This is a genomic window from Halalkalibacter kiskunsagensis (assembly GCF_037027555.1).
Lineage (GTDB): Bacteria > Bacillota > Bacilli > Bacillales > Bacillaceae_D > Halalkalibacter > Halalkalibacter kiskunsagensis.
Window position 1 is genome coordinate 96,673 of record NZ_JAXBLX010000010.1, and the last position, 14,209, is coordinate 110,881.

The following is a 14,209-nucleotide window of genomic DNA, read 5'->3' on the forward strand; positions in this document are numbered from 1 at the left end:
GTAACGAGCTAAATTAAAAGCGCTTACAATGAATGTCCCTTTGTGAACATAATCATTTTAAATGTATATTGCAAAAATGAGAGAACTACGCTGTTTCGAGACTTTATAAGAAATGGGGTCGATCGTTTGTGGAAATGAAATTAAACAAATTCAACTACGGGTTTATCATTCTCTTTCTTAGTATGCAAGTTCTACTAGCATGTGAGCAAACTGACAGCACTAAAGATGATGAAGAATTGGACAAGATTGGTGAAGAAATGGTTAATCAACACCCTGGCCTAACTGAATATAATCCGCCTATTGAAATTCACTTCGTAAGAGAAGTAAACAAGGGTCTTGAGGATCTACTTGAAGAGATGCCAGAGGAAACATTGGAAGATAATCGGTGGAACGAGCTCTTTAAACAGGAGTTAGGGGTTGAAATAAAATACGATTGGCTAGCCAGTGGCGATCTTTACCACCAGAAATTAGCTGTTGCCATTTCCTTTGGAGATCTGCCTGATGTGGTGAGAGTAAACTCACAGCAACTAAGAGAGTTGAGCAATGCCGGCTTGATTCAGGACCTATCGTCAGTTTTTGAAAAGTATGCCACCCCCTTTACAAAGGAAATTATGAATCAGGAAGGGAATGGTCTACTTGAAGCTGCTACGCTCGATGGTCAATTCATGGCGATACCGGAAATAGAACCTTCCATCGAAAGAGCACAATTTATTTGGATTCGTACTGATTGGCTGGAATTTCTAGGCTTAGACCCACCCGAAACGATGGAGGATGTATTGAACATTTCTAAGGCGTTTACAGAAGAAGATCCGAATCAAAGCGGGGAAGTTGATACGTTTGGACTTGCTATAACTCAACACTTGTGGGATCCCGTTATGGGAATATTGGGTTTTATGGCTGGTTATAATGCTTACCCTACGATTTGGATTGAAGATGATTCTGGCGGACTCGTTTTTGGAGGTGTTCAACCGGAAGTCAAAACAGCTTTGAAAGCGCTTCAAGACATGTATCAGAATGGTCAACTCGACAGCGATTTTGCTTTTAAATCAGGAAACAAGGTCATCGAACAAATTTCTGAGGGTAAGATAGGTATGATCTATGGCGAACAATGGGGGTCTTTTTTAGCTGGTGTCAGCCGTAATAATGATCCGAATTCCGAATGGCGTGCTTACCCAATCGTTTCTGATACGGAAGAGTTGACAAAGGTGCCGTTAAAGTTTGGAGATCACCGGTTCTTGGCTGTCAGAAAAGGGTATGAACACCCTGAAGCAATTATAAAATTGATAAACTTATATTTAGAAAAGAACTGGGGACAAACGGCCGATTACGAAAATTACTACAGTACTCCATTTCCTGTATGGCAGCTTTCTCCTGTAAGGCCATTTCCAGCATTGAAAAATTTAGAGGCGTATCGGCAACTTGAAAAGGTGCGGCGAACAGGAGATGATTCCGAGTTAAATCCGGAAGCAGAATCGATACTAAAGAACATTGATAATTATTTAATAAAGAATGATGATTCAGGATGGGGATGGGAGCGGACATATGGTCCTACGGGAGCTTATGCCATCCTAGAACAATACATTGAAAACGATCAATTATTGTACGAACGCTTTGTGGGAGCCCCTACGACGACGATGATTGAAATGAATCGAGTCATGAATAATCTTATGCACGAAACGTATGTCAACATTATACTCGGACGTCCTTTATATGAATTCGATAAGTTTGTGGATGATTGGAATAAAATGGGGGGCGATCAAATTACGGATGAAGTTAATCAGTGGTATAAGGAAAGAGGCAGTATAGAGGAGTAGAGAGATAGTCATAAGGTAAGATTTCCCCAAACATAGATTTTGGACCAAGCAGCATCGGAGGGAGTTAATTGTTTAGCATTCCTGTTCATCCATTACGAAAAACGATCTTTGTACGACTAATAGTTATGTATCTTGCTGTCATCCTTCCGATTATCTCGCTTGGAGTCTATTTGTATAATTGGAGTTATCATAATGCGAGCCAAGAAATCTCTAAAAATACATTGATTCAATTAGACTCGTATTTAGAAAATTTAAATCGTGAAATTCAATGGTTGGAAATTCAACAGTTTGATATTTTGCAGGATAATGAACTAAGAAAAGTAGCTTTCACCTGGGGAGTAATGGATAATGTGCAAAGAAAATCAAGCATGAACTATATGGTGCATCGACTGACCTCGATTAAGAATACTAGCAATTATATAAAGGATATTTTTATACATATTATCACCATCGACAAAACGATATCAGCCGGAAATGCCGTTCAAGATTTTGATCATTTGAAATATGAGTATATTCTCTCTGGTATACAAGGTAATGAAAGGCGGCTAATAAAGAAGGAAGACTCTTTATATCTCAGTACCTCCATGATGGGAGTAAATAATGTTAACGAACCTTTTGCGGTTGTACAGATTGAATTTGATACAGAAGAACTAAAGGCTGCTTTGGACAAGATAAATTTATATCCAAAAAGTGGCTCTTTCTTACTATCAGAAGAAATGGGTCTCATAGTAGTTGCAGGTGAGGAGTCACCTCATATAAAAGAAAGCTACAGAAATGCCGTAAATAGATCAATAGATATTATGAATTTAGTAGATGTTGAAGGCGAAAACTACCATATCGACAAAGCTTATTCCGAAGAAATGGGTCTCTTTGTCGTAAGTTATTTACCGGAAGAGGTTGTTAGCAGACCACTGAATAAGTTCAGTAATTGGGCTTTAGTATTCGCTTTTACTTCAATCAGTGCTTTAATTATCTATGCTTATTCGACTTATAGATTGGTGCATAGACCGTTGCTACTTTTAATTCAAGGATTTAAGAGAATGGAAAAGGGACATTTGGATATGCCGATTAAGCACGAGAAAACAGATGAATTTGGATTCTTATATGACCGTTACAATAAAATGCTCATTCGATTGCAGATGCTCATTGATCAAGATTATAAACAGAAGATGATGATGCAAAAGGCTGAATTGAAGCAGTTACAGTCCCAAATCAACCCTCATTTTCTTTATAATAGCTTTTTTATATTGAATTCACTTGCTAAATTAGAAGACACGGAGCGAATTGAGTTATTTACGAAAATGCTTGGTGAATATTTTCGATTTATTACTAGAAATGGAGATAATGATGTGCTTCTAGTAGATGAAATTAAACACGCCCGGACATATACTGAAATTCAAAACCTTCGTTTTTCAAGACGCATAAGTGTTCAATTTGATGAATTGCCTAAAGAAATGGAACGAATTAAGGTACCGCGGTTGATTGTCCAACCTATTATCGAGAATGCTTATGAACATAGTCTCGAAAAAATGTCAGATCAAGGTCTGCTTCTTGTAACCTTTGAAATGCATGATAATGAGTTTTCTATCATTGTGGAAGATAACGGTGACACACTAAGTGACGACGATATTCATAAATTAAGTGAACGTTTAGCTATGAAGGAAGATAATCAGGAACTTACAGGTATAATCAATATTCACCGGAGAATTGAATTGATATACGGGCAAGGCAGCGGGGTATTTTTGTCTAGAAGTACGTTAAATGGTCTAAAAGTCATGGTTCGAATCAATTTAGAAAAGGAGAATTCCGATGTATAGATTATTGATTGTAGACGATGAAGAAATCATAGCAGATGGATTATACGAAGTATTTAGCCGCTTAATGCCAGACGAATTAGATGTCTGTAAGGCATATTCAGGGAAAGAAGCTTTAGATTGGCTGTCTCGTACGAGAATTGACATAGTTCTTACAGATATCGCGATGCCTGGAATTGATGGGTTGGAATTAATGGAGCGTATCGAATCTTATTGGCCAAGGTGTAAAGTGATTTTTTTAACTGGACATAGTCGCTTTGATTATACGTATCGAGCGATTCAAAATCCTAATGTAAGGTATTTGTTGAAAACAGAAGGATACGATAAGGTAACTGATACCGTTAAAGAGGTGTTGACGGAAATCCAACGGAGAAATAGCGAAAGCCTTTTGTTGAAGAAATCTCAAGAACAAATCTATGCTTACGAAATGCTGACGCAAGGTGATTACATGAGATACCTTCTCCAGGATAGCAAAGCTATCTGTTCACATCAACGAGAAATTACTGGTGAATTCAGAAAGTTAAATATTAATATGGATTCAACAAAAGGTGTCCTGATGGTCCTTGGACGGTTAACATATCCGATAGGCAAGACTTATACGGAAAGGCGAGAAATTCTATCGTCTGTCAGAGCTACATGGGAAGATTATCTGTCAGAAAAAACGAATAGTATCGGAATCTTAGATAAATATGGTGATATTTTATGGATTATACAACCTTTTACTACGACTAAGGAGAAATTAGATCACCACTTATTGCCTTTCTTGGAAGGTACACTAGAGATTATTCAAGAGGAATGTTTACGTTCCGAAAATGTGACAATTGGATTTACGGTAAGCGACAGATGCTGTGAATGGCAAGGCATAACTACAAAATACGAACGCCTACGTAAGTTACAACAGCAAAAAATTGGAGATAGTATTCCGATAATTTTGAGGGACTGCCCAGACACAAAGGATGAAGTTGCTAGTAATGAAAGAAGGGTTCCGAGCTATAAAATAGAAATTTTGGCATCTCACCTTGAAACAAATAGGGAAGCTGAGTTTTTAGAGGAATTCGTTTATCTAACAAACTATACTCTCAATGGTAATGTTATGCAAATGGTTGAAACGTACTTTTCCATGGCACTTGTGCTGTATTCCTACATTAATAAACAAGGGTGGCACAATAGAATGAACAATTATGAAAAGCTATTACGATTGGATGATCATCCTTCTATGAAAGAGGCATTTCAATTTTTAAAACATATTGCAGAAGAAATCATTAAAGTGAAGCAAACAGATGAAAGAGATAGAGCTTCTTGCGTAGTAGACCGTATCTGTCATTATATTGAGACACATTTAAGTGAGGATTTATCGTTAGTGCGACTAGCCGAAATTCATTACTTTAATCCTTCTTACTTATCTTATTTCTTTAAACAGGAGTGCGGTCTAAATTTATCGGAGTATATCGACAAATGCAGAATAAGAAAAGCAAAAGAACTTTTAACAGATGGAGAATTAAAAGTTCGCGAAGTTGGTGTTGCTGTAGGATACAATGCAGCTCATTCATTTACACGCTTCTTTAAGAAAGTCACTGGTATGACACCAAAAGAATACCGCGATAAGCTTCTTGCGATACAAAGTAACTAGAATTCATGGATGTTTGGTTTGAATGTTTGAATACTCAAAAAAAAAACAAATCGTATTAAAGGAGAGAAAAAATATGAAAACGTTTCAGAATCCAATCCTACCAGGTTTCTATCCAGATCCATCCATTTGTCGAGTAAATGAGGACTATTATCTTGTAACTTCCTCTTTTGCTTATTATCCAGGTGTACCTATTTTTCATAGCAAGGATCTAGTGAATTGGGAACAGATCGGACATGTACTCGATAGACCTTCTCAACTTCCGTTAGAAGGTCAAAGGCAGTCGCAGGGCATTTTTGCTCCAACCATCCGATTTCATGAAGGTGTTTTCTACATGATCACAACCAATGTTGGAAAAGGGGGTAACTTTTTCGTGACGGCAACAGACCCTGCTGGTCCTTGGTCTGATCCATATTATTTAAATGCCCCAGGTATTGACCCTTCGTTATTTTTTGATGACGGCAAAGCTTATTATATCGGTACAAGACCAGCTCCCGAAGGAGAAAAGTATAGTGGTAACTGGGAAGTATGGCTACAAGAGCTTGATTTAGAAACAAAGAAACTAGTTGGAGAGCCAATTGGATTATGGCGAGGCGCGTTAAGGGATGTTATCTGGCCAGAAGGTCCTCATCTTTACAAAGTGAACGACTACTATTATCTAGTAATCTCTGAAGCGGGAACTGGGCATCATCATGCTGTCTCGGTTGCAAGAAGTGAAACGATAACAGGTCCGTATGTTGGAAATCCAGGAAACCCTATCCTGACGCACAGGCATTTAGGTAAAGATTATCCCGTTGTGAATGTTGGCCATAGTGACTTTGTAGAAACTCAAAATGGTGAATGGTGGGCTGTCTGTCTAGCATCACGTATTTACGGTGGCTATTATCGAAATCTTGGCAGAGAAACTTTCTTAATTCCAGTTACTTGGGAAGATGGATGGCCAATTATGAGTCCGGGAACTGGGAAATTGGAAATGACGTATCCAATGCCTATTCTACCAGAAGAAAAGTCATTGATACCTACCATGTGTGATCATTTTGAAGATGATCAACTTGATTTCAAATGGAACTTCTTACGTACGCCAAAAGAAGAATTTTATAGTTTATCGGAGCGTCCCGGTAATTTAAGTTTAAAGCTTAGACCTGAAAGGATAACAGAGTTAGTTACCCCTAGTTTTGTTGGAAGAAGGCAACAGCATATTAATTTTACCGCTTCTACAGTTATGGAATTCTCACCAAAGAAAGAGAATGAAGAAGCTGGCATTGTTTTACTTCAAAGCAACGAATATAATTTTAAATTTGTATATTTTAAAAAAGGAAATGAACAAGTAATGAAGCTAGTTAAATGTACAGCTGGTGAAGAAGAAGTTTTAATGGAATCACCAGTAGATACAGCTAAGGTTTATTTGAAGGTAACGGCACATGGTCAAGATTATAGCTTTTATTATGGAGAAAGCACAACTAACTACAGGCCATTAATCGAAAACGTCGATGGAAGGATTTTAAGTACTGATGTTGCAGAGGGATTTGTAGGTACAGAGTTAGGCTTATATGCAAGCTCTAATGGTGAAAATAGTAATAATACCGCTTATTTTGACTGGTTTGAATATGTAGGGTTATAAGGCTGTAACCGATATTGGTTATCTATTCCGTTACATACAAAGAGAAACCATACATTCTTTTGAACAAAGGCAACTGCCCCGTCCTTTGGGGCTTGCCTTTTTGCATATATCGCACATGAAATTTATGCCAAACCATCCTACTATAAGACTTTATTTAATCAGGTTGTAAGTTTGTTTAAGAGGAGGATTAAAAAATGACAGAGAAAAAAGGTTCAATACAAGCTAATATTAAACTTAAGGTACCAAAGGATCCTGTTGAAAGACGGAGTAGTTTTTACTTGATGTTTGAAACAGACATTGAGGCAACTCCTCGTACTGAAGGTGAGCCTTCACAGGAAATCTATTTAGAAGGCGAGCAATTAGTAACGAAAGCTAGACTTACAGGCTGCGTTACAGATGAGAAAATACTAAAGCTTCTAGTAAACTGTAAGGGATTTCATAAGTTGGTTCACAGTATCGGTGTAGTGATAGATGCACGTAATGATCATAACGAAAAAATCTATTTCGTATTACAAAATTGGGGGAAAGAGAAAAAATACGAAACGGGAACTCTCCTCAGAATGCCATGTCCAACAGATGGTACGGAGATGATAATGAAGCTTGAGGATTTTCAATGGTCTGAAGATGATGATGTTCTAGGAAAATTCGCATTTGAATTTGACCAACCTGGCAAAATGGCAAAAGCAAGTGTCGTATTATATTTGAATGATGGCTATGAGGTTCCAGAAATATCAATAGAAGCACCAGTTCCGTTTAGCTCGGATACATATCAGACCATGATAAGTAAATCCCTTTTAAGTAAAGGCAATAACAAAAGGTTGAAAGCGGCCATAGAAAAAGCAGAAAGAGGTGAAGAGGTTACCATTGCCTATATAGGGGGTTCGATTACCCAAGGTGCTGGGGCAAAACCAATCCATACGAATTGTTATGCCTATCAATCTTATTTAAAATTCAAAGAAATGTTTGGAAAAGATGGAGGGGAGAATGTACATTTTGTGAAGGCTGGAGTCGGAGGTACGCCATCAGAGCTTGGTATCATCCGTTATGACCGTGATATCTTAAGAAATGGAACAGTGGAAGCAGACATCGTCATTGTTGAGTTTGCAGTGAATGACGCAGGGGACGAAACAAAAGGAATTTGTTATGAAAGTTTATGTTTAAAAATACTTTCTAGAGATAACAAGCCTGCGGTCATCTTGTTATTTAGTGTATTTGAAAATGACTGGAATCTGCAGGATAGGCTTTCTCCAGTGGGAGTTCATTATGATTTGCCGATGGTAAGTGTAAAGGATGCGGTAGTAGATCAGTTCCAACTTTCGAAGGGAGAAGGCAAGATTATATCTAAAAGGCAATTTTTTTATGATATTTATCATCCAACAAATGATGGTCATATGGTAATGGCAGATTGCCTATCATACTTGTTTTCAGAAGTAAAAAAGTCGGATACAGATAAGGTTGATATTACGATAGATAAAACGCCAGTTATCGGTAATGATTTTACTGACATTCAGTTACTCGACAGAAAAGAGGTTCAAAACGTGGCTACGATCGATTTGGGTGGTTTTTCGGAAACAGACCTTAACCTGCAGATGGTAGAATTGGATGCTAACTCTTTTCCGACACCTCAGTTTCCGAATAACTGGATGCATACAGTAGCATCAGGAGAAGAGAGTTTTAAAATGACTATTAACAGCCGTAGTCTCATCCTTGTTTTTAAGGATTCGGGAAGTAGTGAGTTTGGGAAAGCAAATATTTTTGTCAATGGACAACATGTAAAAACCGCGGATCCTCATGAAAATAACTGGACGCATTGCAATGCGGTAATTTTGTATCAGGAGAATGTCTGCAAGGATCATCTCGTAGAAATTAAGATGGCTTCAGATAATCAAGATAAGTGTTTTACGATCCTTGGATTTGGATATACCTTATAGAATTTTATGGTTTTATTTATGTAAGACTTCTCTTTGATAAATAGAAAAGCTTAAGAATTTTAGAGGGAAGACTAATTTATTAATTAGTTAACATTAGTCAGAAAGGGGACGCTTTATGGAGTACAGTGGAGTAATGGGTGGTCTATATAAAATATCAGAATGGATTACAAGACTAGCTTATGTCAATGTTCTATGGATCTTCTTTTCAATCTTAGGTATTTTTGTTGTTGGTTTTTTTCCTGCTACAGTCGCAATGTTTACGGTCATTCGTAAGCTTGCGCTAGGGGAAGTGGACACTCCTATTTTTCAAACATACTGGATGACTGTAAAAAAAGAACTTGTAAAAAGTAATATATTGGGCTACATAGTTATCTTATTCGGAGTCCTCTTGTATGTTAATTTTAGTATTATCCAAGAATCTACATCAACGATAAGTTATTTATATTACCCAACTCTCATTCTCATTTTATTATTTTTACTTACGTTATTTTATGTTTTTCCTGTATATGTACATTTCAAATTAAATATATTCACTTCCTTAAGAAATGCACTGTTCTTGATGATTATTAATCCGATAGCTACAGTAATCATGATAATAGGAAGCGTGGTCATATTTATCCTGTTAGATTTTTTTCCTGCTTTGATCTTGTTTTTCGGTGGCAGTGCCGGTACCCTTCTAGTAATGACCATTTCAATGTGGGCTTTCAACAGAATGCTTAATAAAGGACAGGCTGACTCTGAGAAAATGGAAAACGCTTAACAAAGTTGACAATCTCAGTCAATATATATGAAGGTACTAGTTGAATAGAATATTAAAACTAAAGACTCAGACATGTTGAACCATCAACTTGCCTGAGTCTTTTTAGTGGTTTAGAAAACCCCTGGCTATGCCGGGGGTTCTAAAGAGCTTCTAGCGTGGTATTAAAAAAACCTCACTTCATGGTAGGATAAAGTTGGTTTCCCGACCACTTCATCTAACCATAGAAGGAGGTATGCCCTGTGAAGGACATGAATAGTTTAGCACACACAACATGGAATTGTAAGTATCACATAGTTTTTGCTCCAAAATACAGAAGACAAATCATATATGGAAAATCACTAGTGTTGCATAAAATTTGACAGAATTTTCAGTTTCTATTTTCATCCTGTTTAGAGCCAAAAAGGTAAATACCCAATTAAAGGTGGCTCCATCTATTTGGAAAATTATTTACAATTAAACATTTGTGACGACGACAGTTTGTCTATTAAGGAATGGCTTTTCCTTCAATTTTTCGAAGCCAAATATATGCTGGCTTCCACAAAGTTGCCCTGAGATAACGACTGATTTGTAAGGTTTTTCGCTTGCTTTCCGTTTCTGCGCAAAGAGTAGTAATTTAAGGAATGATTCCGTCGTTAATTACTTTGTATAGTAATCTAATTTCATAGTTTTCACCTGTTCTTCAAAAAGTTGAAGATTTAATGGTGAAAACCATTGTCTAAATGACGTTTTTCGTGTAATCTTGTCCATAGTGTGAGTCCTTTTATAGTGGATTTGGACGGGTTACCACCTGACTAATCCATTATAAAGGACTTTTTCTTTGCACAAAATAACAAAATTGAACATTTGGAGTATTTTAAATAGTTAATTTTTATTAATGCAACACTAGTGATGGAAAATATAAAAAGAGCATTGGACAAATCATAAGAGGTTTATGTGAACGAAAAGGTGTAATGATCCATGAAGCAAATGCTTGTCCGGATCACATCCATATGTAGTGAGTATTCCCCAAAAGTTAAGTGTATCTCAATTCATGGGTTACATAAAAGGAAAGAGTAGTCCCATGATATTTGATCGACATGCCAATTTGAAGTATCGATATGGGAATAGGAAGTTCTGGTGTCGAGGTTTCTACGTTAATACAGTGGGCAGAAATAAAAAGCAAATACAAGAATACATTAGAAATCAGCTAAAAGAAGACTATATGGGTGACCAGCTAACATTGTTCGAAGATTATGACCCATTTACAGGTAAGAAAAATAAGAAGAAATAAAGAAATTCTTTAGAATTAGTCTCCAATAACAACGGCTGTTTCTCTTGAATCTAGCCAACGATTTGTTGCTATGTCTGGGTTGTAAAAGAATAATGAGTCTTCCGTTATATTTCTCATGTCTGATAATGCGGCATCGACTGCTTCGATTGACTTTTCATCAGCTGGTTTATTGATTTGACCATTGGAAACGGGTTCAAATTGTCCAGGCTCATAAATGACTTCTTTTATCGTATCAGGAAATTGTGGACTTTCTACTCTGTTTAAGACCACATCAGCCACAGCAACTTTTCCTTCAAAAGGTTCTGTTTGGGCTTCGGCTCTCACGATTCTACCAAGCAGATCTAATTCTCTTTCTGAAAGAGATTCATTGATAGAGCTGTTGCTTTTTTCACTATTTGGTTCGGAAGTGTGGTTCTATTTTATGTAAATTGATCTGCTGACCGACATAAATAAGATCAATATTACTAATTTTCGGGTTAGCTTTCGATAATTCTTCTAACGTCAATCCATTGTCTTCTGTGATTTCGGTCATGGTGTCCCCTTTTTGAACGGTATAAGCAAAAGCAGGTGTTGAAAAATATAGAGCGTCTAGTAGTGTTAGTACGAAAATAAGCTTGTTCATCTTGTTTTCAAGGATTTAAAGGCATCGATATTAATATGGGCTGCCCTGTACCGAATGTGGCATCTAGAGGGAAAGGTAGTGGCCTTATTCTGCGTCCAAACGTTGTGGCAGAACTTATTCAAGCAGCAAAAGCGGGCGGACTGCCTGTCAGCGTGAAAACACGACTTGGCTATAACGATGTAAATGAGTGGGAGGAGTGGCTAACGCATATTTTAAAACAGGATATTGCGAACCTTTCTATTCATTTACGTACAAGAAAGGAAATGAGCCAAGTAGATGCGCATTGGGAGATAATTCCGGAAATCAAAAAATTACGTGACCGTATCGCACCAAATACGCTACTAAAAATCAATGGAGACATTCCTGACCGTCAAACTGGGCTGCAGCTTGCTGAACAATATGGGATTGATGGCGTTATGATCGGGCGAGGTATTTTTAAAAATCCTTTTGCTTTTGAAAAAGAGCCAAAAGAGCATAACAGTAAAGAATACCTAGATCTTTTAAGACTGCAGCTTGATCTTCAAGATCAATATGCGGAAGCACTGCCACGTTCAATCACAGGGCTTCATCGCTTTTTCAAAATTTATGTCAAAGGATTCCGTGGAGCTGGTGAATTAAGAAATCAATTGATGAACACGAAATCAACAGATGAAGTGCGTGCATTGCTTGATAACTTTGGAAAAGAAGTTGATGGGACGGGGGACAGTGAAATGATGTAACTTTCAAAAAGTTAGGGGAAAAATGAATCACATTAACTCATGTATACTTATTATATTCAGTTTCAATTTCGTTTGCAGCCGGCAAATTTTGTTTTGATAAAGTCTGTTTTCTGAAAGAAAAAGGTCTTAAGAATGTAATAAACCCACCATCCCCCTTTGTTGCCACATAAACTCTGCACACGTTGAGTGCAGTTCATTACTAACGTATGAAGGTGAATAATGATGTAACGGTAAGTTAGAGCCTTTTTTAGCAATTGAAAGGCTCTTTTTCATTTAAGTCTGTAATGCGTAGTAGACTAAATAATTTTTTAAAAAAAGCACTATAAAAGTGCTTTAGTGTCGCCAAGTTCTTTCTATATTTATTAATCGTTGTTTAAATTTGCAACCATACTGATAATTGTTCCACTAAAAATTATTGTTAATAACGCACTGAAGATACCCATTCCAATAATAAAGTCAATTTTGTTGTTATTTGGAAGTTGAAGTTACATTTATTACTTGCCCTAAAGGGAACGCTCTTACTATACATAAATAATTTAGGAGCGTGTTGTGAAATGGATATAGCTATCATGGGTGCCGGACTCTCTGGTTTAGCATGTGCCATTACTCTTGAAAGAAATGGAATTACTCCAACGATATTTGAAAAACGCAGCAAAGTGGGGGACCGATTTGTTAACGGAGAGGTTCTGCTGTCTATTTTTACAAGACCTGTACATGATTGTATCGCGTGGTTGTCAGAAGAATATGGAATTTATCTTAACCCTACTTCGAACATCCATAAACTGGAACTGTTTTCTAAGCATGAAAAAGCAATCATAGAGGGACAGCTAGGATTCTCGAATATTCGTGGCAGGGAACAGGATTCATTTGAATCACAGCTAGAACAACAAACAAAATCAGCCATTTATTATAATTCAGAAGAAACATATGAACAATTACTAAGTAAATATTCACATGTGGTCCTAGCAACTGGAGACGGAGCTTATGCTAAAAAGACCCGAAATTATAGAGAGGATTTAACCGTTTCTATAAAAGGTGCGACAGTTAAAGGTAGTTTTGACCGGTATACTGTAATGACTTGGCTTGATTACGACCTAGCTCCTTACGGGTACTGCTTTTTTATTCCATTTTCAGAAAAAGAAGCAAATTTCTCCATAGCACTCCCAGACTTGCCTGAAAATGAAGAGGTAAATATTAACGATCTTTGGAACTTATTTCATGAAAAGGTACGTTCTCAGTTTAAACAGGAATTACAAATAACCGATCAATTCCAAATTACCCGTTATCCAATTGGAATATGCGAATCAGGGCGAATAGGGAATACTTTTTATGTTGGGAATTGTTTTGGGACCATGATGCCTTTTATGGGTTTTGAACAATATGAGTCTATATTAAGTGGAGTTTATGCCGCCTATGATTTATGTGGTTTAGGAAAATATGAGGATTTAATGAAACCACTTCGTCAGAGCTATGAAGATTCTCTCGTTTTAAGAAGATCAATCGAGCAATTATCCAATAAAGGATTGGATCGAATTATCCACTCGCTACAAGGTTACTGGGGTGCAAAATTGTTCCAAACAAAAACCATTAACCCGTTAAAAGTCGCCAGCTATTTACTCCGACCCTATATAAAAATAAAAAAAGGAGTGACCTCATAATGAGCAGACCAAAGTCAACCTATAGGATCTTAACAACTAGATTTGATCTGACTGATCAACAAGTGATGGAGATTCACCGTAATTGACGGCTTATCGAATTTTTTTTAATGGATTAAACAGTATCTTAAACTCACAAAAGTCTGGAGTTCGAAACCACAGGGAATTTGGAATTAGATGTTCTAGCCCTTATCGCGTAGGGTGTTTCACTCATTATTAAACTCCAAACGGAGCCCAAAAAGACACAATGTGAATACTTAGAATTTTACAAACGTCTCTATAAAACGAATGCGTCCTATAAAAGGGCATTAAAGCAAAAAAGGAAGAAAAATCAAAAGGCAGACAAAAGCTTGCTATTCCATTAGAAAAGGAAAAA

Annotated in this window: 9 protein-coding genes and 3 pseudogenes; 10 read left to right on the forward strand and 2 right to left on the reverse strand. The window is 37.0% G+C overall.

Annotation, left to right across the window (positions count from 1 at the left end; translation table 11 throughout):
* The first annotated feature begins 134 nt into the window (after positions 1-134).
* The 8 genes and pseudogenes from SLH51_RS07935 to tnpA all read left to right on the forward strand — a co-directional run.
* Positions 135-1,814: an extracellular solute-binding protein gene (locus tag SLH51_RS07935; RefSeq protein ID WP_335960543.1), complete on the forward strand. Its 1,680-nt coding sequence runs from the start codon at positions 135-137 to the stop codon at positions 1,812-1,814.
* Between the two features lie 68 nt (positions 1,815-1,882).
* A complete protein-coding gene (locus tag SLH51_RS07940) occupies positions 1,883-3,631 on the forward strand; it encodes a sensor histidine kinase (RefSeq protein WP_335960492.1) in 1,749 nt (582 codons plus the stop codon).
* Positions 3,624-5,258, forward strand: a complete 1,635-nt coding sequence (locus SLH51_RS07945; protein ID WP_335960494.1) for a response regulator transcription factor — start codon at positions 3,624-3,626, stop codon at positions 5,256-5,258. Before SLH51_RS07940 ends, SLH51_RS07945 begins: the two co-directional genes overlap by 8 nt.
* 73 nt (positions 5,259-5,331) lie before the next feature.
* Positions 5,332-6,876, forward strand: coding sequence for a glycoside hydrolase family 43 protein (locus SLH51_RS07950; protein WP_335960495.1), 1,545 nt, complete (start codon positions 5,332-5,334; stop codon positions 6,874-6,876).
* 194 nt (positions 6,877-7,070) lie between these two features.
* Entirely contained in the window at positions 7,071-8,807 is a 1,737-nt protein-coding gene (locus SLH51_RS07955; protein WP_335960496.1) for an SGNH/GDSL hydrolase family protein, read from the forward strand.
* A 115-nt stretch (positions 8,808-8,922) separates the two neighbouring features.
* The gene (locus SLH51_RS07960; protein WP_335960497.1) at positions 8,923-9,567 is read left to right on the forward strand and encodes a YesL family protein; all 645 of its coding nucleotides are present in this window, start codon (positions 8,923-8,925) and stop codon (positions 9,565-9,567) included.
* A 248-nt stretch (positions 9,568-9,815) separates the two neighbouring features.
* Positions 9,816-9,902, forward strand: a pseudogene (locus SLH51_RS07965) (transposase); the annotation flags it as partial.
* Positions 9,903-10,457: 555 nt separating this feature from the next.
* Positions 10,458-10,837: pseudogene (tnpA, locus tag SLH51_RS07970) on the forward strand (IS200/IS605 family transposase); the annotation flags it as partial.
* Between the two features lie 15 nt (positions 10,838-10,852).
* On the opposite strand, the gene SLH51_RS07975 reads toward tnpA, so the two are convergent.
* Both SLH51_RS07975 and SLH51_RS07980 read right to left on the reverse strand, forming a co-directional pair.
* Entirely contained in the window at positions 10,853-11,116 is a 264-nt protein-coding gene (locus tag SLH51_RS07975; RefSeq protein WP_335960499.1) for a cell wall hydrolase, read from the reverse strand.
* A gap of 112 nt (positions 11,117-11,228) precedes the next feature.
* Positions 11,229-11,369, reverse strand: coding sequence for a LysM peptidoglycan-binding domain-containing protein (locus tag SLH51_RS07980; protein ID WP_335960501.1), 141 nt, complete (start codon positions 11,367-11,369; stop codon positions 11,229-11,231).
* A 101-nt stretch (positions 11,370-11,470) separates the two neighbouring features.
* Here SLH51_RS07980 and SLH51_RS07985 point away from each other — a divergent pair.
* Together SLH51_RS07985 and SLH51_RS07990 are read left to right on the forward strand one after the other, a co-directional pair.
* A pseudogene (locus SLH51_RS07985) lies at positions 11,471-12,178 on the forward strand (tRNA dihydrouridine synthase); the annotation flags it as partial.
* 554 nt (positions 12,179-12,732) lie between these two features.
* Positions 12,733-13,836, forward strand: coding sequence for an NAD(P)/FAD-dependent oxidoreductase (locus SLH51_RS07990; RefSeq protein WP_335960503.1), 1,104 nt, complete (start codon positions 12,733-12,735; stop codon positions 13,834-13,836).
* The last annotated feature ends 373 nt before the right edge of the window (positions 13,837-14,209 follow it).